Source organism: Rhodoferax sp., assembly GCF_018780565.1.
Classification (GTDB): domain Bacteria; phylum Pseudomonadota; class Gammaproteobacteria; order Burkholderiales; family Burkholderiaceae_C; genus Rhodoferax.
In genome coordinates this window covers 61156-85019 of sequence record NZ_JADMJN010000007.1, presented here as the reverse complement: position 1 = coordinate 85019, position 23864 = coordinate 61156, and the positions used below count along the sequence as shown (strand labels likewise).

20 protein-coding genes are annotated in these 23864 nt (G+C 60.7%); 8 read left to right on the top strand and 12 right to left on the bottom strand.

Going from position 1 to position 23864, the window contains the following annotated elements; all coding sequences use genetic code 11:
- Positions 1–10: 10 nt before the first annotated feature.
- From IV109_RS11295 to IV109_RS11280, 4 genes are read right to left on the bottom strand one after another with little or no spacing between them, the layout of a single operon-like run.
- Positions 11–733: a twin-arginine translocation signal domain-containing protein gene (locus tag IV109_RS11295; protein ID WP_296696295.1), complete on the bottom strand. Its 723-nt coding sequence runs from the start codon at positions 731–733 to the stop codon at positions 11–13.
- Positions 730–1509 (bottom strand): BPSS1780 family membrane protein, encoded by a 780-nt coding sequence (locus IV109_RS11290; protein ID WP_296696292.1) that lies wholly within the window; start codon positions 1507–1509, stop codon positions 730–732. Before IV109_RS11290 ends, IV109_RS11295 begins: the two co-directional genes overlap by 4 nt.
- Complete coding sequence (locus IV109_RS11285) at positions 1506–2501, bottom strand: homoserine kinase (protein ID WP_296696288.1); 996 nt, start codon at positions 2499–2501, stop codon at positions 1506–1508. The genes IV109_RS11290 and IV109_RS11285 overlap by 4 nt, the downstream gene beginning before the upstream one ends.
- Positions 2502–2504: 3 nt before the next feature.
- The gene (locus IV109_RS11280) at positions 2505–2813 is read right to left on the bottom strand and encodes a hypothetical protein (RefSeq protein ID WP_296696285.1); all 309 of its coding nucleotides are present in this window, start codon (positions 2811–2813) and stop codon (positions 2505–2507) included.
- 52 nt (positions 2814–2865) lie between these two features.
- Between IV109_RS11280 and polA the strand changes: the two genes are divergently transcribed.
- Positions 2866–5715 (top strand): DNA polymerase I, encoded by a 2850-nt coding sequence (polA, locus tag IV109_RS11275; protein ID WP_296696282.1) that lies wholly within the window; start codon positions 2866–2868, stop codon positions 5713–5715.
- Positions 5716–5757: 42 nt separating this feature from the next.
- Here polA and IV109_RS11270 read toward each other — a convergent pair whose 3' ends face one another.
- A complete protein-coding gene (locus tag IV109_RS11270; RefSeq protein WP_296696279.1) occupies positions 5758–7011 on the bottom strand; it encodes a GGDEF domain-containing protein in 1254 nt (417 codons plus the stop codon).
- Between the two features lie 211 nt (positions 7012–7222).
- Here IV109_RS11270 and IV109_RS11265 point away from each other — a divergent pair, with 211 nt between their 5' ends.
- Complete coding sequence (locus IV109_RS11265) at positions 7223–8023, top strand: ZIP family metal transporter (protein WP_296696276.1); 801 nt, start codon at positions 7223–7225, stop codon at positions 8021–8023.
- Between the two features lie 24 nt (positions 8024–8047).
- Here the strand turns inward: IV109_RS11265 and IV109_RS11260 are convergent, their stop codons facing one another.
- The 4 genes from IV109_RS11260 to IV109_RS11245 all read right to left on the bottom strand — a co-directional run bounded on the left by IV109_RS11260 (position 8048) and on the right by IV109_RS11245 (position 13441).
- Complete coding sequence (locus IV109_RS11260) at positions 8048–10438, bottom strand: CHASE domain-containing protein (protein ID WP_296696273.1); 2391 nt, start codon at positions 10436–10438, stop codon at positions 8048–8050.
- Between the two features lie 85 nt (positions 10439–10523).
- Positions 10524–11396, bottom strand: a complete 873-nt coding sequence (locus IV109_RS11255; protein WP_296696271.1) for a sulfurtransferase — start codon at positions 11394–11396, stop codon at positions 10524–10526.
- 15 nt (positions 11397–11411) lie between these two features.
- Positions 11412–12299: a DMT family transporter gene (locus IV109_RS11250; protein ID WP_296696268.1), complete on the bottom strand. Its 888-nt coding sequence runs from the start codon at positions 12297–12299 to the stop codon at positions 11412–11414.
- Between the two features lie 5 nt (positions 12300–12304).
- Entirely contained in the window at positions 12305–13441 is a 1137-nt protein-coding gene (locus tag IV109_RS11245) for an aromatic ring-hydroxylating dioxygenase subunit alpha (protein WP_296696265.1), read from the bottom strand.
- Between the two features lie 235 nt (positions 13442–13676).
- On the opposite strand from IV109_RS11245, the gene IV109_RS11240 reads away from it, so the two are divergent.
- The 4 genes from IV109_RS11240 to IV109_RS11225 all read left to right on the top strand — a co-directional run bounded on the left by IV109_RS11240 (position 13677) and on the right by IV109_RS11225 (position 18077).
- Positions 13677–13913 carry an exodeoxyribonuclease VII small subunit gene (locus tag IV109_RS11240; protein ID WP_296696262.1) on the top strand — a complete coding sequence of 79 codons (237 nt, stop codon included), beginning with the start codon at positions 13677–13679 and terminating at the stop codon, positions 13911–13913.
- Complete coding sequence (locus IV109_RS11235; RefSeq protein ID WP_296696260.1) at positions 13898–14857, top strand: polyprenyl synthetase family protein; 960 nt, start codon at positions 13898–13900, stop codon at positions 14855–14857. The genes IV109_RS11240 and IV109_RS11235 overlap by 16 nt, the downstream gene beginning before the upstream one ends.
- An 87-nt stretch (positions 14858–14944) precedes the next feature.
- Complete coding sequence (dxs, locus tag IV109_RS11230) at positions 14945–16843, top strand: 1-deoxy-D-xylulose-5-phosphate synthase (protein WP_296696257.1); 1899 nt, start codon at positions 14945–14947, stop codon at positions 16841–16843.
- A 154-nt stretch (positions 16844–16997) separates the two neighbouring features.
- Complete coding sequence (locus IV109_RS11225) at positions 16998–18077, top strand: TRAP transporter substrate-binding protein (protein WP_296696253.1); 1080 nt, start codon at positions 16998–17000, stop codon at positions 18075–18077.
- An 81-nt stretch (positions 18078–18158) separates the two neighbouring features.
- Here IV109_RS11225 and IV109_RS11220 read toward each other — a convergent pair whose 3' ends face one another.
- Complete coding sequence (locus tag IV109_RS11220; RefSeq protein WP_296696251.1) at positions 18159–19943, bottom strand: TRAP transporter large permease subunit; 1785 nt, start codon at positions 19941–19943, stop codon at positions 18159–18161.
- The gene (locus tag IV109_RS11215; RefSeq protein WP_296696248.1) at positions 19940–20557 is read right to left on the bottom strand and encodes a TRAP transporter small permease subunit; all 618 of its coding nucleotides are present in this window, start codon (positions 20555–20557) and stop codon (positions 19940–19942) included. The genes IV109_RS11220 and IV109_RS11215 overlap by 4 nt, the downstream gene beginning before the upstream one ends.
- A gap of 217 nt (positions 20558–20774) precedes the next feature.
- Between IV109_RS11215 and senA the strand changes: the two genes are divergently transcribed.
- A complete protein-coding gene (gene senA, locus IV109_RS11210; RefSeq protein WP_296696243.1) occupies positions 20775–22022 on the top strand; it encodes a selenoneine synthase SenA in 1248 nt (415 codons plus the stop codon).
- Here the strand turns inward: senA and IV109_RS11205 are convergent.
- Positions 22003–22509 carry an Rrf2 family transcriptional regulator gene (locus IV109_RS11205; protein ID WP_296696241.1) on the bottom strand — a complete coding sequence of 169 codons (507 nt, stop codon included), beginning with the start codon at positions 22507–22509 and terminating at the stop codon, positions 22003–22005. The genes senA and IV109_RS11205 overlap by 20 nt on opposite strands.
- Positions 22510–22651: 142 nt before the next feature.
- Here IV109_RS11205 and IV109_RS11200 point away from each other — a divergent pair, with 142 nt between their 5' ends.
- Positions 22652–23860 (top strand): NnrS family protein, encoded by a 1209-nt coding sequence (locus IV109_RS11200; protein WP_296696238.1) that lies wholly within the window; start codon positions 22652–22654, stop codon positions 23858–23860.
- Positions 23861–23864: the final 4 nt, after the last annotated feature.

Genomic DNA, 23864 nt, shown 5'->3' with positions numbered 1-23864 from the left:
GCCCCTCAACCTAGCCCTGGGCCGGATAGGTTTTCATTTCCTTGCTTCCTTTTTTGCCGGCGATCTGCCAGGCGGTGCGCTGGTCGACCAGGCGGGCCAGGAATTCCAGTTCTTCGTCACTGTGGTTGATGGCCTTGGCCGGGATCAATGAGCGCCCGTCCCTGGCTGCGGGATCACTCCAGAACGCAGTGTGGTAGTCCGCCTTGACGATTTCACGTGAGTTGTCTGCGCTGAGGTCCACAGTGCCGTAGCAGTTGCAGAAATAGCTGCGGTTGTTTTCCTTGGCAAAAATCTCGGTGTACACGCCCGTGCCGCGAATCCCGGCGGTGAGGGTGGGGGTGACGATCTGGCGGCTGGTGCCCTTGCCCCAGACGCTGACCACGGCGCCGGTGAGCAGGCGCAACAGGCTGACCGCATTCAGGGTGGCGCCGCGCTCCACGCTCAGGCGTGAATTTTGCCGCACCTGAAAAGACGAATTGCCCAGTACGAAGATCAGGTTCGAGTTGGGACCCGTGACGATTTCATCCCCGGTCTGGATCGTTTGCTGAGGCCGCAGGCGCATGCCGTTGACCAGGGCGTCGCCTACCAGTTCCACAATGTTGCTGCGGCCCTGGGCCTGCACCGCACCGATGCCACCCATGGCGGTCCAGGCGGCTGCAGCCTGCAGAAAACTGCGACGCTGAAACCACAAAATTTCGTCTTCTGTGCGGCCTTGCAGGCTGTGCTGGGTCATGGAGTGGGTCCTTCCTGTGCGTCAAAGGTGTCGCGAAATGTGAAGTAAAGCGAAGTGAAAAACATGGCCGCCATCAGGAGCAGTATCGGAAACAGGATATCGCCCGAAATGCCGGGCTTGCCCAGCAATGCGGCCGTGATGGTGATGGTGGCGATGACCAGCGTCAGCACCAGCACCCAGGTCAAGCCGAAAATCACATAGGCCCAGAAGTTGCGCAGGCAGGCCACGATGCTGAAAAACAGGCTTTTGACGGGTGGCAAACCATGCCAGTGCAGCAGCGCTGGCGCATGCCAGAACAGCAACGACAAGGGCAGGTGCAGGCCAATGAAAATCCACATGGCCGTCTGAAAGGCGGGCTCCATCATCATGGCGGGCGTCGGCGCAGCGCCACCGAGGTAGACGCGGGCGAATCCGCCTCCATCGACCAGATAGGAGATGCCCATGGCACAGAGGAAACCTGCCGCATACAGGGCGCCCAAAATCAGCATGGCGCGGGCTTGCGCGCGCCCGGCGCGAAAGGCCGCCAGCAGGATCACCGGCATGGGAAAGCGCCCGTCTGCCGCCTCGCGGGTGGCGGCCATCAGGCCCAGTGTGGAGGCCGGAAGCAGCATCATGGCCAGCACAAAACCGATGTAGGGGATTTGACTTGCAATGGTCATGATGGCCATGAACATGAAGAACAGGCCCGCCAGCGCCAGAGGCTGACGGAAGAATGTTTTGATGCCCAGTTTGACCCACACCATACCGGTGCGCGCAGGGACAAGGTTCAATTTCATGCGGGGATTGCCGTGGGGCTCAAAGCGGCAGCATGGGTCACCCGATCACGCAGCACACGCTCGAAATGGCCCGGGTCATGGGCCTGCAGCATGCTGGCTGCGCGTGGCAGGTGAAAATCCCACAGACGCGAAATCCAGAAACGCAGGGCGCCGGCGCGCAGCATGGCCGGCAGCATGGCGCGCTCTGCCGTGGTGAATGGGCGCACCAGTTCATAGGCCGCGATGAAGCTGTGGGCCCGTTCGGCGTCGTGTGTGCCTGTGGCCAGGTCAATGCACCAGTCGTTCAGGCACACGGCAACGTCAAACAGCCAAGTGTCCACGCCTGCAAAATAGAAATCAAAGAAGCCCGTGAGTTCTGGACCTGCATCCAGATTTTCAAACAGCACGTTGTCCCGGAACAGGTCGGCGTGAATGGGTCCACGCGGCAGGGCCGCATAGGCCGATGAAGCCGCGATATGGTTTTGGTAGGCCAGCTCACTTTTGATCAGGGCGGCCTGGTCGGTGGTCAAGTGGGGCAGTACCACGGGCACGGTTTCGTTCCACCAGCCCAGGCCCCGAAGATTGGGCTGCGACATGGAGAAGTCGCGCCCGGCCAGGTGCATCTTGGCCAGCGCGGCGCCTACGGCGGCACAGTGAGCGGCAGTGGGCTTAAGTTCGCTTTTGCCGCGCAAGCGGTTGACCACGGATGCCGGTTTGCCCTTGAGGTCAAACACCAGGTCACCATCGCGGTTGGCTGCGGGGTCTGGCACCGGCAGACCGTGAAAGGCCAGGTGTTTCATCAACCGCAGATAAAACGGCAATTGCTGGAAGGTGAGTCGCTCAAACAGCGTCAGCACGTACTCGCGGGTTTCTCCGTTTGCCTCGGTGGTGACAAAGTAGTTGGTGTTCTCAATGCCGCCGGCGCAGCCTTGCATGGCGGTGAGTTCGCCGAGCTTGAGTTGTCGAAGGAACGCGCTGGCCTCGTCAGCCGAGACTTCTGTGTATACCGCCATGAATCAGAAACCCACGATTTTCCAGGTGCGCTCGCCATTGGCGGGCTGAATCTGGTAAGCGGGCATGCCACCCTTGGGTTGAACGTTGATGCTCCGGGTTTCACCACCCACACGCACCTCGTCGATACGGGAGCCTGCGTCTTCAACGCGAATTCGCTCGGTGCGCTTCTCCACCGCGTTGCTGGCGCCGGTCGGGGACGCTTGTGGCAGGGTGGCAGCGGCTGGCACCGTGTTTGCCGGCTGGGCCTGGCAGACGCTGGCGCAGGCCAGGAAAAGAGAAAGGGCAGGGGGGAGAAGGAGGGAGGCACGCATGGTCTGATTGTAGAACCACCGCTGTCATTGCGGGCGCAGGCAAAATGGGCGCATGAATGACTCCAAACCCACGCCCAAAACCCTGTTATTGGTGGACGGCTCCAGCTATTTGTACCGCGCTTTTCATGCCATGCCGGACTTGCGCGCCGTGCCTGGCGACCCTGCCAGCCCCCCTACCGGCGCGATCCGGGGCATGATCAACATGCTGCAAAAGCTGCGCAAAGACGTCAAGGCCGACTACGCCGCCTGTGTTTTTGATGCCAAGGGCCCCACATTTCGGGATGCGATCTACCCCGAGTACAAGGGCCACCGGTCGCCCATGCCCGATGACCTGCGCCTGCAGATCGAGCCGATCCATGAGGTCGTGCGCCTGATGGGCTGGAAGGTGCTGGACGTACCCGGTGTCGAGGCTGACGACGTGATTGGCACCCTGGCCGTGACCGCAGCGCGCCAGGGCATTGAGGTGGTGGTGAGCAGTGGTGACAAAGACCTGGCGCAGCTGGTCAATTCCCACATCATCATCATCGACACCATGAATGGCCGTGTGCGTGACCTGGCCGGCGTGGAAGAAGAATTTGGCGTGCCGCCGCACCTGATGGTGGATTATCAAACGCTGGTGGGCGATGCCATTGACAATGTGCCCGGCGTGCCCAAGGTCGGCCCCAAAACGGCGGCCAAATGGTTGCAGGAATACGGCTCACTGGAAGCCGTGGTGGCCCATGCCGATGCCATCAAGGGCGTGGTGGGCGAAAACCTGAGAAAGACGCTGGACTGGCTGCCCACCGGCCGGCAGTTGTTGACCATCAAAACCGATTGCGATTTGAATGGTTGGGTACCCGATTTGCCTGCTATGGATTCAATAGCTACCGGGGTAGAAGATACCAAGGCCTTGATCACTTTTTACGACAAATACGGGTTCAAGGGCTTGGCCCGGGCACTGGGCGGTGAGGCCACCGTGCCGGGTGCTACACCTCAGGCGGGCGCCACGCCGCGCAAGCAGGCGGGTTCAGGCGCTTCCTCTTCAAGCAAGTTAAACCGCGAGCCGGGTCTGTTCGATGAGCCCGATGAACCCGGTGTGGCGGGCACCTCGGGTGTGAGCACGCTGGCCTACGACACCCTCCTGACCTGGGAGGCGTTGGATGTCTGGCTGGCACGCATTGAATCGGCTGAACTTGTGGCGGTGGACACCGAGACGACTTCGCTGGACGAGATGCGTGCCGAGATCGTGGGTGTGAGTTTCAGCGTAACGCCGGGCGAGGCGGCCTACATTCCATTGGCCCACACCTACCCGGATGCCCCGGCCCAACTGCCCCGAGACGAGGTGCTGGCGCGGCTCAAACCCTGGCTGGAAGACGCGAGCAAAAAGAAGCTGGGCCAGCACATCAAGTACGACCGCCATGTGTTCGCCAACCACGGCATTGAGGTGCAGGGCTACGCCCATGACACCATGCTGCAAAGCTATGTGCTGGAAGTGCACAAGCCGCATGGATTGGCCAGCCTGGCTGAACGCCATCTGGGGCGCAGCGGCATCAGTTTTGAGGATTTGTGCGGCAAGGGTGCGCACCAGATCTGCTTTGACCAGGTGGACATTGCCAAGGCCGCCGAGTATTCCTGCGAGGACTCGGACCAGACCCTGGATGTGCACCGAGTTTTGTGGCCGCGGCTGCAGGCAGACGACAAATTGCGCTTCATCTACGAGCTGGAAATTGCCAGCAGCGAGGCGCTGTACCGCATCGAGCGCAATGGCGTCCTGATTGACGCACCGACTCTGGCAGCGCAAAGCCACGAGCTTGGGCAGCGCATTATGCAACTGGAAACAGAAGCGCATGAGCTTGCCGGACAGATCTTCAACCTGAGCAGCCCGAAGCAGATCGGCGAGATTTTCTTCACCAAGCTCGGTTTGCCGGTGGTCAAGAAGACCGCCACGGGCGCGCCGAGCACGGACGAGGAAGTGCTGGAAAAACTGGCCGAAGACTACCCGCTACCGGCCAAGATTCTGGAGCATCGTGGTCTGTCCAAGCTCAAGGGCACCTACACCGACAAGCTGGCCCAACTGGCGCATCCGCGCACCGGGCGCGTGCACACGCATTACGCGCAGGCGGTGGCCGTGACCGGGCGCCTGTCCAGCAACGAGCCCAATCTGCAAAACATCCCGGTGCGAACCGTCGAGGGGCGTCGTGTGCGCGAGGCTTTTGTGGCGCCTGCGGGGTGCGTGATTGCCAGCGCCGATTACAGCCAGATTGAGTTGCGCATCATGGCGCACATCAGCGGCGACGCGGCTTTGTTGCTGGCGTTTCATGACAATATGGACGTACACCGGGCCACGGCTGCCGAAATTTTTGGTGTGCGCACGGATCAGGTCACGAGTGAGCAGCGTCGTTATGCCAAGGTCATCAACTTCGGCCTGATTTACGGCATGAGTGCCTATGGCCTGGCGCGAGCCTTGAGCATCGACAACACGGCGGCCAAAAACTACATCGAGCGCTACTTCGAGCGTTATCCCGGGGTGAAGCAGTACATGGACCAGACCCGCCAGTCGGCCAAGGCCAAGGGGTATGTGGAAACCGTGTTCGGCCGGCGCTTGTACCTGCCGGAGATCAATTCTCCCAACGGTCCACGGCGCAGCGGTGCCGAGCGCGCCGCCATCAATGCGCCCATGCAGGGTACGGCGGCGGATCTGATCAAACTCAGCATGGTCAAGGTGCAGCAGGTGCTGGATGAGGAGAAGCGGGGCACCAAAATCATCATGCAGGTGCACGATGAACTGGTGTTTGAAGTCCCTGAGTCAGAGATCAACTGGGTTCGCCATGAGGTGCCGCGCCTGATGGCGGGCGTGGCGCATCTCAAGGTGCCCCTGCTGGCCGAGGTAGGGGTTGGGTCGAACTGGGACGAAGCACACTGACAAGCCCGCAAGCGCGAGGCTCAGCCACTTTCACAGCACACCTCAGCTCAGTGGTACGGGGCGGCTGCGGGGGGTGTCGCGGTCGATCTCCCAGTCGGCCTGGTCGGCGACTTCGAAGTGTGCCCGCCCACTGGACTTGGCCCGGTACATGGCGGCATCGGCCGCGTTGAGCAGGTCGGTCAGGCTTTGCGAGGTGTCGCCCGAGGTACAGGCGATGCCCATGCTGAAAGTCACATGGGCTGCGGTGGACGAGGCTGCATGGGGAATGGCGGCTTTGGCGATGCGCGCCATGCACTGCTGGGCCGTTTCACACGCATGGGCCACGTCTGCGCCGGGCAACAGGATCACGAACTCTTCCCCGCCGAAGCGCGCCACCAACTCGCCAGCGCGGCGCACACTTCCGTTCAAAATGGCCGCTACCTGGCGCAGGCATTCGTCGCCTGCCAGGTGACCGTAGTGATCATTGAATTTTTTGAAATGATCGATATCAACCATCATCAGGCTCAGCGGAGCGCCGCTTCGGGCTGCACGTTGCCATTCGGTGGCCAGTGCCTCGTCAAAACGCCTGCGGTTGGCCAGACCGGTCAGGTCATCGGTGGCTGACTGATGGGCCAACTCGTGGTTATCCGCTTCCAGCAGCTTGCCCTTGCGGACGAGCTTGGTGACGTCGACGCGGGCCACGACCAGATAGCCTTCGGGCGTTCTGGTTTCGTAGGTGTGGATCCACTGATTGCCTTCCAGCTCCTGCAGCAAGGGCTCCTTGTGCTTGCCACGGGACGCCAGACGCTCTGCCAGCCATTCTTCTTCGCGTCCAATGGCGGCGGTGATCAACTGGCGCTGCATGTTGGCGCGCACCAGTGTTTCAAAGGACTGGCCGATGTTCTCCTGCGCCAGAAAGTTGGCCCGCATCCGGTTGATCTTGTTGTTGTACAGCATCAGGCGGTCCTGATCGTCCCAGATTTCGACGCCCACTTCCATCGTGTCAAGAGTCGACGCCAGCACCAGGCGGGCCTTGAGCGCGTCCAGTTTGGCCTCGGACAACTTGCCTCGCTGCAAGGCAAAATAGTGCTTGTACCGCTGCGCGCGCCGCAGCGCCTGGCGACTGCGAACGACTCCGCGCGACAGCCGCAGGGAAACAGCCAGCGCGCCGAACGCCCCCATCATGCCAAGCAAGGCGGGTCCGGTCAGCGCCGCACCGGGTGCTGCCTGGCTGGCCCACCACCATGCCCCTGCGGCGGCGGTGAGGGCCAGCAAAGCCAGCCAGGGGATCTTTTTGAAGGAGCGCGAGGAACTCATGGGTGCGTGATTATCCTTTCAGTCCACGATGTCCGTCACGCGTTTTGCAACAAGAAATATGCAAATTCTCCGGAATGCATCAAGTCGGCACCATGCCCTGCTTGACACGGTTGATAAGATGGCCTTGAGAGCAGACAGCCGACTGGCCTGAAAATCCGGGTGTTGCTCATGGAAATGACATCAGCCCCTTATTTATAAAGCGTTTTAAGCGATGGTTTTGGTAGCAATTATTCTGGGAACCCTGGCCGCCGGTATCGGCAGTGTCTGGCTGGCCGCGGCTTTGAGCTTCGGTGCGCTGGCGCGTTACACCCAGCACATGCTGAGCCTGGCCGCCGGTGCGCTGCTGGCCACAGCCTTCATGCATTTGCTGCCCGAAGCTTTTGAGAGCCAGGCCGGTGCCCACGATTTGTTTGTGACCTTGCTGATGGGGTTGATCTTTTTCTTCCTGCTCGACAAGGCTGAACTGTGGCATCACGGGCACGAGCATCATCATGAGTCGGCGCACGATCAGGTCCACGATCACGATCACGGCCATGCGCATGGTCACAACCATGCGCCCAAAGCCGGAACCTGGGCCGTGCTGACCGGCGACAGCGTGCACTGCTTTGGCGACGGGGTGCTGATCGCCTCGGCCTTCATGGCTGACATGCGCCTGGGTGCCATTGCTTCGCTGGCGGTGCTGGCCCACGAGGTGCCGCACCACATGGGCGACCTGATGGTGTTGCGTACCGGTGCTGGCGGCAAGCATGTGGCGCTGGTCAAGGTGTCGATGGCCGGGGCTGTGACGGCGCTGGGTGGCTTGCTGGGCTTCTGGCTGGTTGATCGCCTGCATGACTACCTGCCTTATTTTCTGGTGGTGGCTTCCAGCAGTTTTGTGTATGTGGCACTGGCCGATCTGATTCCCCAATTGCAAAAGCGCCTCACGGCGCGGGAAACAGCGGCTCAAATTGTCTGGCTTCTTGTGGGTATCGGCCTCGTGACCTGGGTGAGTGGCGTAGCCCACGGGCGCTGAAGCCGCAGGTACACAGCGGCTGCTTCAGGCTTGCGGTGTCGGCGCGACCAAGGGCAGGTTGATGCTGATCGTGGTGCCCACGCCGACTGTGGACTGCACCTGGAGCGTGCCGCCAAGTGTCTTGCCCACCAGGTTGGCCACGATGGTCAGGCCCAGTCCGGTGCCGCCGTGATCGGTCTTGGTACTGAAAAACGGCTGGAAAAGATGTGACTGGGTTTCCTCGGACATCCCCGTGCCATTGTCCGAAAAGCTCATGCGCACCCGATCTTCTGCCAGGCGGGCGCTGATGGTGAAGACACCGCCGGTCTGGCCTTCAAAGGCGTGCAGGTAGGCATTGTTGATGAGGTTGATCACGATCTGTCCCAGGGGGCCGGGATAGCTGTCCATGGCAATGCCCTGTGCAATGTCCACCACCACATGGTGGGGACTGTTCTTCAGGCTGGGCGCCAGCGTGCCAAGCACTTCCTGTACTGCAGTGGCCAGGTCGAAGCTGCGGCGCCGCTCGCTGGCCTGGTCATTGGCCACTTGCCGGAAATTCTTCAGCAATTCGACGGCCCGTTGCAGGTTGCGCAGCATCAGGTCATTGCCTTCGTGCACGGTATTCAAAAATGCAGTCAGTTCCGAGCGCTTGAGCTGGTTGGCGTCAACCAGCCTCTGAAAACTCCGGCTTTGCTCCACCAGTGTGCTGGCCGTCATGAGGCTGTTGCCCATCGGTGTGCTGAGCTCATGCGACACGCTGGCCGCCAAAGTACTCAGCGTGGCATTGGCTTCACTGCGCGCCAGCTCCTCCTGGGATTGGTGCAGCGTGGCAAGGGTGGTTTCGAGCTCTGCGCTGCGCTCCTGGACACGCTGTTCCAGGGTGTTGTTGAACTCAATGATTTGTTCTTCGGCCTGCTTGCTTGCACTGATGTCCTGGACGGTGCCGGCGATCCATTGCGGCTTGCCGTCGGCGGTATGCGAGAACACGCGGCCCCGCGTCAACACCCAGACCCAATGGCCGTCCTTGTGCCGCCGTCGCGACTCCATGTCAATGACCTCGGTTTCACCATGACGCAAACGCGTCAGGTAGTCGGTCAGTGGCAGCACTTCGTCAGGATGGTTCAGGTCTCGCCATGATTTCAGTGTGAAGGGATGCATCTCCTCACGGGTGTAGCCCAGCATGGAAAACATGCGGTCGTTGGCGTATATTTCGCCGGTTTGCAGGTTCAGCTCCATCGTGCCAGCGCCGGTCCCCTCCAGGATATTGCTCAGTCGCAGTCTTTCCGCCTGCAACGCCTGCTCACTGAGTTTCAGGCTGGCCTGGGCGTCTTCAATGATCCATTGGCGTCGTTGTGTCATGTACACCGCAAAGGCCAGCAACAGCGTGGCGGCAGTACCGCCCGCCAGCACGGCCATGCCGGTCTTGCGCGCATCACCGTCGTGGAAGGCCGCCTGGGGCCGCAGCACGATTTGCCAGGGGCGGGTTGCAATGCTGACGGTCAACGATGTATCGCGTTCGTTGGGTTCGAAAAAGACCTGGCTTTTGGCAGGCCGCTTGCCATCTTCCTCACGCAGTGCATAGATGATCTTTCTCGGCTCCGCGCCCAGATCAAAGACCACTACGTCGAGCTTGGTCGCGGCAGCACGAAAAGCCGCTTCCTCCAGCAAAACGGTAACGTTGATTTCCCCGCTGACATAGCCCTTGAGCCGTTCACGGCGCTCTGCCAGGTTGGACGGCGGGCGATCGGGATCGAAGACCGGCGCAGAGACGGAAAATGCCAGCGCACGGCCACCTTCATCACCACGGCCCGTCCATTTGTAGGTTTCCGAGGCGATGGGCTGGCCGGTGTCACGCGCCCGCAAGCGCGAAGTCATCCGGTCCGGCTCTGATGCGAGGTCAAAACCCAGTGCGGAGGACTTCTCGGGCGCCGAAAACAGAATGGGAACGTGCAGTGCACGGGCGCTGGCAGGGACCAATTTGCCACCGACTGTCTCGAAAACACGGTAGCCCGCAAGGCCATCCGCCTGGGCAGTGGCTTCGAACCTGGCCAGCTCGGCGGCCGTGATCAAGGGTTGCCATTGCAGGGCGCTTAACTTGGGCGAGTGCGCGAGTACGCCGGTTCCATAGCTTTCGAATTCGCGCCGTGTCAGGGTCTGTTGCGATGCCACCATGAGCGCTGCACTGCGCACTGCCTCGACGGCGCGGGTCGTTTCCAGATCAAATGCTTCGAACACCGATTGACTGACCGCATTGAGCCGCTCCTGGCGCTGCAGGGTGTTGTTGGTTTCAATCGCGCGGTAAGTCAGCCAGGTGCCCGACAGGCCAATCAGCACAATGAAAACAATCAGACTCCCGTCCCGCAACGCTTTGCGCCAGCGCTCGGGCCCCGCCAGGCTGTCTCCGGGACGGTTTGCCTCCATGATGTTTTCTTGCATGATTTTTTGAATCGCCGGGGTTCATGCAGTTTAGTCTGGAGTGCTACGCTTGTCCAAGCGTTGGAGACCAGAGCGCCTGATCGCGTCAGCCTTTCGCCACCGGTCTTTGCGGGTCGCTGCACCACTCGCTCCAGCTTCCGGCATACAGGGCCGTGCGCCCCAAACCGGCGATTTCCATGGCGAGCAGGTTGGGCACGGCGCTCACGCCGCTGCCGCAATGGTGCACCACGGTTGCGGGGTCATGCCCGGCCAGCAAGGCCTCAAATTCGGCGCGCAACTCGGCGGCCGGCTTGAACTTGCCCTGCGCATCCAGGTTTTGGGTGAATGGCCGGTTCAGTGCACCAGGGATATGCCCTGCCACGGGGTCCAGCGGCTCGACTTCGCCTCTGAAGCGTGGCGCACCCCGCGCGTCGATCAAGGTCTGTTGTGCCTGAGTGAGCCTGTCTGCTACTTCTTTAGTAGCAATCAGCAAGGCTTTTTCGGGGGCCAGCGGGTATCTGACGGCCGCATTGATGGCTGGTGTGCTGATATCCCGGACGCTCTCCGTGCTGCCGCCATGCGACTGCCACGCCTGCAGTCCACCATCCAGCACCGCGACCGCTTCGTGGCCCACCCACTTGAGCATCCACCACAACCGTCCGCAATAGTTGGCGCCCTGACGGTCGTACACCACGGCCTGCATGGCAGGGGTGAACCCGACGCTGCCCAGCCAGGCGGCAAAGGTCTCGCGCGAGGGCAGGGGATGCCGACCGCCCGATGCGGCATCGGGTGCCGTTGGATTTGCGCTCAGGTGCCGATCCAGGTCAGCCCGCACGGCGCCTGGGATGTGGGCCTGCTGGTATTGCAGGTCGCCAGCGCCGGCTTGCATCAGCTCAAAACTACAGTCAAAGACCATGCAGGGCTTGCCGCTTTTCTGCAAATCCTGGAGCTGCCGGGCGGATATCAGGGTGGTGTACATCGCTGGCGTTTCCTTTCAGTGTTCTTCGGCTGGCGTATTGGGGATGGTTCGGGTGCGCAGCACGGTGGCGGCCAGACCGCTGGCCACGATCAAGGCCATGCCGGCCCATCCCAACAGCGCAATCTGGTCGCCAAACAGCACCAGACTGTAGAAGGCCGCAAACACGATGCCGGAGTACTGCAAATTCGCCACCAGCAGGGTGGAGCCACGGCTGTAGGCCCGCGTCATGCACCATTGGCCCAGAGACGCCAGCACACCGATCGGGATCAGCCAGACAGCCGCCTGCCAGTGCACCGTGGACCAGGGCGTCAGCCCCGTGAAGCTGATGCCGACCAGGCCAGCCAGTGCCGAGCCTACCGAGAAGTAAAACACCGTGCGCCCTTCGGGCTCACCTGCTTTGCCCAAGGCCGTGACCTGCATGTAGGCCAGTGCCGCACCCAGACCTGAGAGCAGCCCGATGAGTCCGGCAAACAACTGGTTTTGCTCCAGTGTGGGGCGCAGCATCATCACCACGCCGGCAAAGCCCGCCAGCACCGTGGCCATCAGGGGCCCCTGGCGTTCTGCTTTGCCGTACATCACCGCGCCACCCACGATAAAGGCTGCCACCCAGACCCCGCTCATGTAATTCAGCGTCATGGCCGTGGCCAAGGGCAAATGGGCAATGGCATAAAACCAGGCCCCCAGGGACGACACGCCAATCAGGCTGCGCCAGGCGTGCATCAGGGGAACGGGGCTGCGAATGGAGATGTGGCGCGTGCGCAGCACCACGGACATGAAGATCACGCTCACCACACCGCGATAAAACACCAGTTCGAAGGTGTTGAAACTGCCTGAGGCAATCTTGATGCCCACCGCCATGGTAGCAAAGAAGAAAGCCCCCAGAACCATCCACAAGGCCTGCATGGGCTTCAGATCTGGACTTGGCGGCGATACCAGTCGTGAAAGTGCTGCATGCCGTCTTCCATGGGACTTTGGTACGGACCGACTTCGTTGTCGCCGCGGGTCAGCAGGGCGCGGCGACCGGCGTCCATGCGCTCACCAATCTCATCGTCCTCAATGCAGGTTTCCATGTAGGCGGCCTGTTGCGCTTCAACAAACTCCCGCTCGAAGGCTGCGATTTCTTCGGGGTAATAGAACTCGACCATGTTCATGGTCTTGTTCACGCCCATGGGGTGCAGCGTGGAGACCGTCAGCACATGTGGATACCACTCGACCATGATGTGCGGGTAGTAGGTCAGCCAGATCGCGCCGTACTTCGGCGGCTCGCCCTTGCGGTAGCCGCGCAGCGCATCCTGCCAGCGCTGGTAGACCGGGGTGCCGGCCTGTCCGGTTTGCCGGGCCACGCCCACGGTTTGCACCGAATAGTTTTCCTTGAATTCCCAGCGCAGGTCGTCGCAGGTCACAAAACCGCCCAGGCCCGGGTGGAAGGGGCCCACGTGGTAGTCCTCCAGGTAGACCTCGATGAAGGTTTTCCAGTTGTAGTTGCACTCGTGCATTTCGACCTTGTCGAGCACAAAACCGGTGAAATCCAGATCGGCCCGCGGGCCCATGCCGGCCAGGTCGGCGTGGATGTCACGGCCATTGTCCTCAAACAGCAGGCCGTTCCACTCACGCAGCTTGTAGTTGTTCAGGTTCAGGCAGGGGTCCTGGGGGAAATGAGGTGCGCCCAGCAGGGTGCCTGCCGGCTGGGGGCCGCTGCCGCTGTAGGTCCAGCGGTGCAGCGGGCACACGATGTTGCCGGCTGCAGTGCCCGCCTGGGTGGTGTTGACCGAGCCGCGTCCCTGCAGCATGAGTGCCTGGCGATGGCGGCACACATTCGAGATCAACTCGATACCGTTTGATGTGTGCACGAGCGCACGTCCCTGTGCCTCTTGAGGCAGGGTGGCATAGTCGCCCACCTGGGGCACACTCAAGCGGTGCCCCACGTAGCGGGGCCCACTCTGGAAAATGTTTTTCAGTTCGCGCTGGTAAAGCGCTTCGTCGAAATAGCTTGAAACTGGTAGTTGGCCGGTGGCCTGCTGCAGTTGAAGACTTAAATCAGACATGGGGGACCTGACCTAAAGACTCCCCACAGGGAGATGCGCCAATGCGCGGTAAAAAGGGAACCGGCCTGGGCCGATGCAAGAAGGCTGGATTGTACCTGTCGCCCCCCTTGGGTCATGCGAAAGCTCAATTTGGGGTATTTTGAGCCGTTGCCCGGGTGTTTCCCCGGCCCCTTGTTCACTTGGAGCACCCCAGCGCCTAAAATCCCCTCTTTTGATCCACGGAATTTCCCGACCTATGGCTTCAGCCTCCCGTCCCGCACCCTCTGCCCCGGCAAGCTACGAAACCGCTCTGGAAGAGCTTGAGCAGCTGGTTGCCCGACTGGAGTCAGGCGATATGCCTCTGGACCAGTTGCTCACTGGCTACCAGCGCGGGGCTGAATTGCTCAAATTTTGCCGGGACCGGCTCGAAGCCGTGGAATCCCAAATCAAGGTTCTCGACCAAGGCGTACTCAAATCATGGACACCCGAGTGAAAGTCGCGACGGCATTCGACCTGGCCGCCTGGAGCGCCGGACATCTCAACACCGTTGAGCGTGCGCTGGAGCGCTGGGTTACCGCCGACGCACCCGCTGGCGTAGACCATGGCGCCCCGGCTGAACTGGTTGAAGCCATGCGCTATGCAGTGTTGGACGGCGGCAAGCGGCTGCGTCCGCTGCTGGTGATGGCGGCCTGGGAAGCGGTGGGGCCGCCCCCGGGTTCGACCGGTGAAGACCAACGCCAGGCAGCTGTGCGCGCCGCATGCGCCGTGGAATTGATCCATGCCTATTCCCTGGTTCATGATGACATGCCGTGCATGGACAATGACGTGCTGCGACGGGGCAAATCGACCGTTCATGTCAAATTTGGCGAGGCCAGTGCGCTGCTGGCGGGCGATGCCCTGCAAGCCCTGGCTTTTGAACTCCTGACGCCTGACGACGCCGGGATATCCGGCGAACGGCAAGCCCGTCTTTGCCGGCTGCTGGCGCGGGCAGCAGGCAGCGGCGGCATGGCAGGCGGGCAGGCGATTGACCTCGCCAGCGTGGGCGTGGCCCTCACTGAGAGCCAGTTGCGGGATATGCACCGTCTCAAGACCGGTGCCTTGCTGCAGGCCAGTGTGATGATGGGGGCGGCCTGTGGCGATGCTTCGGAGATGGCCTTGTCGGGCCTGGACCGCTATGGCGCCGCCATCGGGCTGGCGTTTCAGGTGGTGGACGATATTCTGGACGTGACCGCCGACTCGGCCACGCTGGGCAAAACGGCAGGCAAGGATGCCACCCAGGACAAACCCACCTATGTGTCGGTGTTGGGGCTGGAGCGATCCGCTGCCCATGCGCAGGAGTTGCTGGCGCAGGCCCTGGCCGCTTTGGCGCAGAGTGGCTTGCCCGACACCCGGGCACTGCAGGGGCTGGCCAACATGGTGGTGAATCGTTGCAGTTGAAGTGAGCTGCTCCGATCTGAAGGTATTAGGGAAATAGGCTATTGGCCCTTGTAAAATAAGAGCTTATAGCTACATAAAATATAGCATATGTCAAACAAGTTGTATCCGTTGCTGCAGACCATCAATGATCCCGCCGACCTGCGGCTGTTGCCACGCGCCCAGCTCAGCGTGCTGGCGGACGAACTGCGGGCCTACGTGCTTGACAGCGTCTCGAAGACTGGGGGGCACCTGAGCTCCAACCTGGGCACGGTGGAACTCACGGTGGCCTTGCACTATGTCTTCAACACGCCGGAAGATCGTCTGGTATGGGATGTGGGCCACCAGACCTATCCGCACAAGATCCTGACCGGACGGCGCGACCGCATGTCCTCGCTGCGCCAGCATGGTGGCTTGAGTGGCTTCCCCCAGCGCACCGAGAGTGCGCACGACACCTTTGGCACGGCCCACTCCAGCACGTCCATTTCGGCCGCCCTGGGCATGGCGCTGGCAGCCAAGATCAAGGGGCAGGAGCGGCATGCGGTTGCGATTATTGGCGATGGCGCCCTGACCGCCGGCATGGCCTTTGAGGCGCTCAACAACGCGGGCGTTGCCGATTGCAATCTGCTGGTCATTCTGAACGACAACGACATGAGCATCAGCCCGCCGGTGGGCGCGCTCAATCGTTACCTGGCCCAGCTCATGAGCGGCCAGTTTTACGCTGCGGCCAAGAATGTCGGCAAGACCGTGCTCAAAGGCGCGCCGCCCCTGTTTGAGCTGGCCAAGCGCATAGAAGAGCATGCCAAAGGCATGGTGGTGCCTGCCACCCTGTTCGAGAAGTTCGGCTTCAACTATGTGGGCCCGATTGACGGCCACGACCTGGATTCATTGATCCCGACGCTGGAAAATATCAAGCACCTCAAGGGACCGCAGTTCCTGCATGTGGTGACGAAAAAAGGGCAGGGTTACAAACTGGCCGAAGCCGACCCGGTGGCCTACCATGGCCCCGGCAAGTTCGACCCCAAGGTCGGTCTGCAAAAGCCCAGCACGCCTTCCAAGCAAACCTTCACCCAGGTCTTTGGCGATTGGCTTTGTGACATGGCGGCCCACGATCCCCGGCTGGTGGGGATCACGCCCGCGATGCGCGAAGGCTCGGGCATGGTGGAATTTGAAAAGCGTTTCCCGGATCGTTACTTCGATGTGGGGATTGCCGAGCAACACGCGGTGACCTTTGCCGCTGGCCTGGCCTGTGAGGGTCTGAAGCCGGTGGTGGCGATTTACTCCACCTTCCTGCAGCGGGCCTATGACCAGTTGATTCACGACGTCGCCATTCAAAACCTGCCGGTGGTGTTTGCGCTGGATCGGGCCGGTCTGGTGGGGGCTGATGGTGCCACTCATGCCGGTGCTTATGACATCCCCTACCTGCGTTGCATTCCCAATGTCAGCGTGGCTTGCCCGGCTGATGAAAACGAATGCCGCCAGCTGCTGTGCAGTGCTTTCGAGCAGGATCACCCGGTGGCCGTGCGCTACCCACGTGGCGCCGGTGCCGGTGTGGCGGTCCAGTCCAGCCTGGCGGCATTGCCGTTCGGCAAGGGCGAAGTGAAGCGACAGGGCAAAGGCGTTGCGATACTGGCTTTTGGCACGCTGTTGTACCCCGCCCTGGAGGCGGCCAAGGCGATCAATGCCACTGTGGTCAACATGCGCTGGGCCAAGCCGCTGGATACAGAGTTGTTGCTCAGCATAGCCAATGCACACGAAGGCTTGGTAACGGTTGAAGAGGGCGCGCTCATGGGTGGCGCAGGGAGTGCTGTGCTGGAGGCGCTGAATGCTGCAGGGCTGGAGCGGCCGGTGTTGCAGCTGGGTCTGCGCGATGAGTTCATTGAGCATGGTGACCCCACCAAATTGCTGGCCCTGCAAGGCCTGGATGCAGCCGGTATTCAGGCCGCTGTCATCAAGCGATTTTCGACGCTGCTGGCGTCTGATCGCCCAACGCTCAAAGCCGTCGCCTGAGGGTGTGCTGACAGCTTCGTGTCAGTCTCGGCAAGGGAAAACCCCTGCGCCGGGTGTCGCGCATGTTCCTACAATCCTTGATGACTCTTATCAGTCATCGTCGTGCCTACCCGCATGACGAGATGTTCAATCAACAACTCCAGGAGTGACCCAAATGGATCGACGTTCCCTTATTAAAAATGCCGGCATTGCTGGCGTGTTGGCGGCCGGTGTTGCACCCGCCGTCCATGCGCAAGCTGCCATTCGCTGGCGCATCGCCTCCAGTTTCCCGAAGTCACTGGACACGCTGTTTGGTGTTTGTGATGTGTTCGCCAAGAAAGTGAGCGATATGTCGGGCGGCAAGTTCGTCATCACGACCCATGCGGCTGGTGAATTGATGCCTGCCTTCGGTGTGCTGGATGGCGTCTCCAATGGAACAGTCGAAATGGCCAATACGGCCCCTTACTACTTCTTCGGCAAAGACCCCACTTACGCCCTGGACTGCGCCATTCCTTTCGGCCTGAACAGCCGTCAGATGACAGCGTGGATGTACGAAGGCAATGGCTTGAAGCTCACGCGCGAGTTTTATGCCAATGTAGGCATCGTGAACTTCCCCATGGGCAATACCGGGGCGCAGATGGGCGGCTGGTACCGCAAGGAAATCAAGTCGGTCAAAGACCTCAAAGGTCTTAAATTCCGCGTAGGTGGTTTCGGCGGCAAGGTTATCGCTCCTTTGGGCGTGGTACCGCAAAACATTCCTGGTGGCGAGATTTACCAAGCCCTGGAAAAAGGCACGATCGATGCGGCCGAGTGGGTGGGTCCGTACGATGACCTGAAGCTGGGCTTCAACAAGGTGGCGCCGTTCTACTACTACCCAGGATGGTGGGAAGTGGGCCCACAGTTGTCGCTGTATGTCAATCAAAAGGCGTATGACGGTTTGTCGGCCGAGTACAAAGCTATCGTAGAGGCGGCTGCGTCCTACGCGCATACCGATATGCAGGCCAAGTACGACTACAAAAACCCCATTGCGCTCAAGACCCTGGCCAGCCAGGGCACCAAGTTCCGCCAGTTCCCGAAAGACGTCATGGTGGCAGCGTTCAAGTCTTCGCAACAAGTTTACGCTGACCTCAGCGCTTCCAATCCTGCGTGGAAGAAGATCTACGCTGATTATTCGACCTTCCGTCGCGATGCCAATCTTTGGTTCCGCTTCACGGAAGCCAGTATCGACAACTTCATGCAGTCCCAGAAACTGTGATGCCTGTCTGACCAGTTCGCTGGCAACAAAAAACCCCGCTGTTGCGGGGTTTTTTGTTGGGGTTGACTGAAGTAGCCGGGGTCAGGGCTTCTTTTCCTGTTCCGATTTCATGGAGTCCAGCAGACCTTTCATGGCATCGTCATTGGCGTCGGCATCTTTGGCCGGACCCTCGGCATTTTCAGGTGCGCCGGGCGCCGACGACGCTTCAGCGGCTGGTATGGTGGTGGTGTCCTGGGCTGCCTCCTTGGCCTGGTCCTCCGTCTGCATCTGGACCAGTGCCTTGTCTCCATCGATCGTCGCCTCCTTGTCCAGCCCGCTGGAGACCAATCCCGGGAAGGCGATGATCAGGCCCACCATGATGATCTGAATGATCACGAAGGGCACGGCACCCCAGTAAATCTGCTCGATCGTCACCTTCTTGATAGGCTTCTTCGTGACCTTGTCGGTGTAGTCTTCACTTGGGGCCACACTGCGCAGATAGAACAGGGCGAAGCCAAACGGCGGGTGCATGAACGACGTCTGCATGTTCACGGCCAGCAGCACACCGAACCAGACCAGGTCAATGCCAAGCTTTTCGGCCACCGGTCCGATCAGGGGAATGATGATGAAGGCCAGCTCAAAGAAGTCCAGAAAGAAGGCCAGCAGGAATACCAGGATGTTGACCACAATCAGAAAGCCAAGCTGACCGCCGGGCAGGCCGGAGAGCAGGTGCTCCACCCACTTCGGTCCGTCCACGCCCTGGAATGCCAGACTGAACACCGTGGCGCCCACCAGAATGAACAGCACAAAGCATGACAGCTTCATGGTGGAGTCCATCGCCTGGCGAATCAACTTCATGTCGATACGACGGCGCGCCAGTGCCATGATCAAGGCACCCACTGCGCCCATGGCGCCGCCTTCGGTGGGGGTTGCAATGCCGAGGAAAATGGTTCCCAGCACCAGGAAAATCAGCGCCAGCGGCGGGATCAGTACGAAGGTCACGCGTTCTGCCATGCGGGACAGCAGCCCGAGTTTGGTGACCTTGTTGATGACGGATGCAAAGAATGCCACGCCCACGCCCACGCACATGGAGGTCACGATCAGCTCATCCAGCGGTGTGGTTTCAGGGCGCCATTTGGCAAAGCCAACGGCGGCGATCACGGACAAAACCATCAACACGCCAAGCGAGCGCAGACCGGCGGTGCCGTCGTCTTCGCGAATCGTGCGTGCTTCCGCGGGCAGTGCCGGCACCCATTGCGGCCGGATGAAACTGATCAACAGGATATAGCCAACATACAGCCCCGTCAGTACAAAGCCAGGAATGAAAGCGCCCTTGTACAGATCGCCCACGCTTTTGCCGAGCTGGTCCGCCAAAATGATCAGGACCAGGGACGGCGGAATGATTTGCGCCAGAGTTCCCGATGCCGCAATCACCCCCCCAGCCACGCGGCGGTCATAGCCGTAGCGCAACATGATGGGCAGCGAAATCAAACCCATGGAAATCACCGATGCGGCGACCACCCCGGTGGTGGCCGCCAGCATCGCGCCCACCAGAATCACCGCGTAAGCCAGGCCACCGCGGATCGGACCAAACAACTGGCCAATGGTGTCGAGCAAGTCTTCGGCCATGCCCGAGCGCTCCAGGATCAGGCCCATGAAAGTAAAGAACGGAATGGCCAGCAAGGTGTCGTTCTGCATGATGCCAAACATGCGCAAGGGCAGGCTCTGCAGAAAGGCGGGCTGGATCATGCCCAGTTCAACACCTACAAACCCAAAGAACAGCCCGCAGGCAGCCAGCGAGAAGGCCACCGCATAACCAAACAGCAGGAACAAAACCAGTGAGCCGAACATGATCGGCGCCATATTGGCGATGAGGAATTCGGTCATTTCTTGGCTCCTAGCAAGGCGGCTTCACGCGCAGCGACTTCTTTATTCAAGAGAAACTCGGCCAGCTCTTCCTCTGATGTCTTGGCACCCTGCTTTTTGGTCGGATCAGGAATCAGGCCCTTCAGAAAAGCGATGCGCTTGATCAGTTCGGAGACGCCTTGCATGCCCAACAGCGCCAGCCCGATCGGCAGCAGTGCGAACACCGGCCAGCGGATCAGACCACCGGCGTTGGACGACACCTCTTGTGTGACATAGGCATTGATGACCAGCGGCATGGCCAGCTTGATGACCAAAATAATGAATGGGAACAGGAACAGGCAGATACCCACGACGTCGAGCCAGATCTGGGTGCGCTTGGAAAAACGGCCCGATATCACGTCAATTTTCACGTGCTCCTGGCGCATCATGGTGTAGCCCGATGCCAGCAGAAAAACGGCGGCGAACAGATACCACTGAATCTCCAGAAACGCGTTGGAACTCATGTCAAACGCCTTGCGCGAAATGGCGTTGCCCGTGCTTATCAAAACGGCCGCCAGCACCAGCCAGGCGACCCAGCGCCCGATCCATTCACTGAATTGGTCTATCCGTCTGGACAGTGATAAAAGGAAGCTCATGTTGTCTCCATCGGTCAAAAAAATACATGGCGGCATCTTGTCGCAAGCTCAAAAAAATGTGCAGCGGCAGATCCGTCCGTTAAAGTCTGAGCGTAACGCCTCGCGACTGAGAAAAACCTGACGATCCTGCATTTTGGCCTAGGGTAAACACTGATGCCCTTGCTGCAAGCGATATCGCGCCTCTGTTGGGCTGCGGCAATAATCCAAGCCAAACACCATGCTCAAAAAACCAACCATTTCCATTGATTCCCCCGATATGCGTCAGGCTGGCCGAGACGTTCTCTCGCTGGCGCTGATGGACGCGCGCAACCATACCCTGCACTTGCTGGGTCAGTACGAAACGGCGCTCGCGTCCGACGACTTTGCGGTGCCCTTGTTGCCGGAACTCAATCCACCCTTGTGGGAACTGGGGCACATTGGCTGGTTTCAGGAATACTGGATCGGTCGCAACCTGCAGCGCCAGCTTGGGCGGCATTGCGATTCCTCGGCAAGCCGGCTGGCATCGATCGAACTGCAGGCTGACCGCTGGTGGCATTCGGGCGAGGTGCCGCATGACAGCCGCTGGGCCTTGAGCCTGCCCGATGTGGCCGGCATACGCCACTACCTGCTCGAAACCCTTGAATCCACGCTTGAATTGCTGGAGAAAACCCCCGACGAAGATGATGCGCTGTACTTTTTCAGGCTCGCGCTGTTTCATGAAGACATGCATGGCGAAGCCCTGATTTACATGGCGCAAACCCTTGGATTGCCCTTGCAGCTGCCGATGAGCGGTCCGACCGCCGCGCGCGCTCCGCTGGTGGTGCCCGGTACGCGATGGTCCTTGGGTCTGGACGCTGCTCAACCCGGTTTCGCTTTTGACAATGAGTGCCCGTTGCATGAAGTGTCGGTGCCTGAGTTCGAGATCGATGCGCAAGCTGTCAGCTGGGCGCAGTATGTCGAGTTCGTGGACGATGGTGGCTATGACCGCCCGGAACTCTGGCAACCCGAGGGTTGGCAATGGTTGCAGGAAAAAGCATCGGGCGAGGGCCGCCGCGGCCCGCGTTATGTCGATCAGATCGGTGTGGCCAGCGGGGCTGTCTTGCAGACCCGCTTTGGCACCGCCATGCGCATGCTGGGGGGGCAGCCCGTGACGCACGTCAGCTGGTGGGAGGCTGATGCATGGTGCCGCTGGGCTGGCCGGCGTTTGCCTGCCGAGGTGGAGTGGGAAGTGGCCGCGCACAGCGCCGCGCGTCGTGGTTTCCGGTGGGGTGAGGTGTGGGAGTGGACTGGCACCACGTTTCGGGGCTATCCCGGGTTCACCGCCGACCCTTATCGCGACTATTCAGCGCCGTGGTTCGGCACCCACAAGGTGCTGCGTGGGGCATCGTTTGCGACCCGTGCCCGCATGCACAACCCCAAATACCGCAACTATTACCTGCCGCACCGCGATGACATTTTTGCCGGGTTCAGGTCTTGCGCCCTTTAGGCTTGGCGGGGGACAGCCTGATTGACACGGGGCGCTTGATCTCGCTGACCGGCACCATGCTGATCCGGGGCCGACGGCTCGCGGCCAAGGGGCGTGTGATGTCCGCCAGGGTCACCTTGTCGAGTTCGGCCAGGTAGCTTTGCAGGGCGGTTCTGAAAACTTGCTGCAACTGGCAATTGTTGGTGAGCGTGCAGACATTCAGGCTGGCGTCAAAGCATTCCACCATCCTGAAATCGGTCTCTGATTGACGCACTACATCACCGATACGGATCTCTGCGGCATTTTTCAGCAGACGCAGGCCGCCACCGCGCCCGCGCGTGGTTTGCAGCAAACCCTGGCGCGCCAGGTCGTTGACGATCTTCATCAGGTGGTTTTTGGAGATCGCGTGGCTCTGCGCCAACTCGGCAATGGTGATCGAACGCTGCGGGTGCAGCGCACAAAACATCAAGACTCGCAAGGTGTAGTCGGTGTAGTCCGTCAATCTCATCAGGGCGTGTCCATGTGTACGTTAGCGGTCATTGGCAGGTCGATCCAGTGTAATGTCGGAAGGATTTTCAATTGGTTGTATTTTAAGATGCATGTAAAATGAATCTATTAAAAATTTCTGATGTGAAAAACGTCACTTTGAAATGAAGCCTGATTCGCTGCCCATCTTTTCCGAAGTCAAGGCCGCTGCACAGATGTCCAAGGGCATGCCTTTGCTGCGACTGGGTTTTCGGCCTTTTTATATCGGCGGGGCCTTGCTGGCCGCACTCATTGTGCCGCTCTGGGTCGCCATGTTTCTCGGCTGGGTGCAACTGGCACCGCCGAAGGCCGCACCCATGCTCTGGCATGCGCATGAAATGCTGTTCGGCTTCGCCGTGGCCATCATCGTCGGATTTTTGATGACGGCCGGGAAAGCCTGGACCGGGTTGGCCACACCACGCGGCCCCGCGTTGGGTGCGCTGGCGCTGTTGTGGCTGGCTGCGCGAGTGACGTCGGTGGTGGGGCCGTACGCGGTCTATGCGGTGCTGGACATGGCATTGTTGCCATTGGTGGCCGGGGTTCTGGTGAACATACTGCTGCGCTCACGCAATCATCGCAACCTGCCCTTGGCGCTCATTCTGGCCTTGCTCGCTGCCGCCAATCTGGGCTTTCATCTCGCTGTGATGGGTGTGCTGGATGTTCCCGCCATGACGGCTCTGTACGCCGGGCTGGCCCTGATCGTGATGATTGAGTGCGTGATGGCCGGGCGCGTTATTCCTGCCTTCACCATGAGCGCCACGCCGGGCCTGAAGCTGCCTGCCATCGCCTGGGTCGAGCGTGCCTCATTGGGTCTCACCGGCCTGGGGCTGGCGCTGTGGGTGTTTGCACCGGCCGGTGTGTGGGGTCTGATGGTGCTGGCTCTGGCGGCTGGTCTGCAGGTCAAGCGTTTGCTGGGCTGGCGCCCCCTGATCACGCGCGATCGCCCCATTCTGTGGGTGCTGCATGCGTCTTACGCCTGGCTTCCGGTTGGACTTGCGCTGCTGGCGCTGGCGCAGACGGGTCTGGTACCTGTTTCTGCCGGCGTGCATGCCCTGGCTGTTGGCGCCACGGGTGGCCTGATCATTGGCATGCTCACGCGTACGGCGCGCGGCCATACGGGCAGGCCCCTGAAGGTCTCCCGGGCCGAGGTGGCGGCGTACGGGCTGGTCATGCTGGCGGCGGCGCTTCGTGTGTTGCTGCCCTTGGTGTCGCCAGGGCTGCTGCTGGTGTCATTGCTTGGTGCGGCGCTGGCATGGAGTGCCGCATTTCTGATCTACTTGTGGATTTTTACGCCCTGGTTGATCAGTACCCGCCTGGATGGCAAGGACGGCTGAGCCC

Bases quoted from the DNA above. Each gene is read 5' to 3' on its own strand.
- IV109_RS11295 (WP_296696295.1), bottom strand. From the start codon at position 733: ATGACCCAGCACAGCCTGCAAGGCCGCACAGAAGACGAAATTTTGTGG.
- IV109_RS11290 (WP_296696292.1), bottom strand. From the start codon at position 1,509: ATGAAATTGAACCTTGTCCCTGCGCGCACCGGTATGGTGTGGGTCAAA.
- IV109_RS11285 (WP_296696288.1), bottom strand. From the start codon at position 2,501: ATGGCGGTATACACAGAAGTCTCGGCTGACGAGGCCAGCGCGTTCCTT.
- IV109_RS11280 (WP_296696285.1), bottom strand. From the start codon at position 2,813: ATGCGTGCCTCCCTCCTTCTCCCCCCTGCCCTTTCTCTTTTCCTGGCC.
- polA (WP_296696282.1), top strand. From the start codon at position 2,866: ATGAATGACTCCAAACCCACGCCCAAAACCCTGTTATTGGTGGACGGC.
- IV109_RS11270 (WP_296696279.1), bottom strand. From the start codon at position 7,011: ATGAGTTCCTCGCGCTCCTTCAAAAAGATCCCCTGGCTGGCTTTGCTG.
- IV109_RS11265 (WP_296696276.1), top strand. From the start codon at position 7,223: ATGGTTTTGGTAGCAATTATTCTGGGAACCCTGGCCGCCGGTATCGGC.
- IV109_RS11260 (WP_296696273.1), bottom strand. From the start codon at position 10,438: ATGCAAGAAAACATCATGGAGGCAAACCGTCCCGGAGACAGCCTGGCG.
- IV109_RS11255 (WP_296696271.1), bottom strand. From the start codon at position 11,396: ATGTACACCACCCTGATATCCGCCCGGCAGCTCCAGGATTTGCAGAAA.
- IV109_RS11250 (WP_296696268.1), bottom strand. From the start codon at position 12,299: ATGCAGGCCTTGTGGATGGTTCTGGGGGCTTTCTTCTTTGCTACCATG.
- IV109_RS11245 (WP_296696265.1), bottom strand. From the start codon at position 13,441: ATGTCTGATTTAAGTCTTCAACTGCAGCAGGCCACCGGCCAACTACCA.
- IV109_RS11240 (WP_296696262.1), top strand. From the start codon at position 13,677: ATGGCTTCAGCCTCCCGTCCCGCACCCTCTGCCCCGGCAAGCTACGAA.
- IV109_RS11235 (WP_296696260.1), top strand. From the start codon at position 13,898: ATGGACACCCGAGTGAAAGTCGCGACGGCATTCGACCTGGCCGCCTGG.
- dxs (WP_296696257.1), top strand. From the start codon at position 14,945: ATGTCAAACAAGTTGTATCCGTTGCTGCAGACCATCAATGATCCCGCC.
- IV109_RS11225 (WP_296696253.1), top strand. From the start codon at position 16,998: ATGGATCGACGTTCCCTTATTAAAAATGCCGGCATTGCTGGCGTGTTG.
- IV109_RS11220 (WP_296696251.1), bottom strand. From the start codon at position 19,943: ATGACCGAATTCCTCATCGCCAATATGGCGCCGATCATGTTCGGCTCA.
- IV109_RS11215 (WP_296696248.1), bottom strand. From the start codon at position 20,557: ATGAGCTTCCTTTTATCACTGTCCAGACGGATAGACCAATTCAGTGAA.
- senA (WP_296696243.1), top strand. From the start codon at position 20,775: ATGCTCAAAAAACCAACCATTTCCATTGATTCCCCCGATATGCGTCAG.
- IV109_RS11205 (WP_296696241.1), bottom strand. From the start codon at position 22,509: ATGAGATTGACGGACTACACCGACTACACCTTGCGAGTCTTGATGTTT.
- IV109_RS11200 (WP_296696238.1), top strand. From the start codon at position 22,652: ATGAAGCCTGATTCGCTGCCCATCTTTTCCGAAGTCAAGGCCGCTGCA.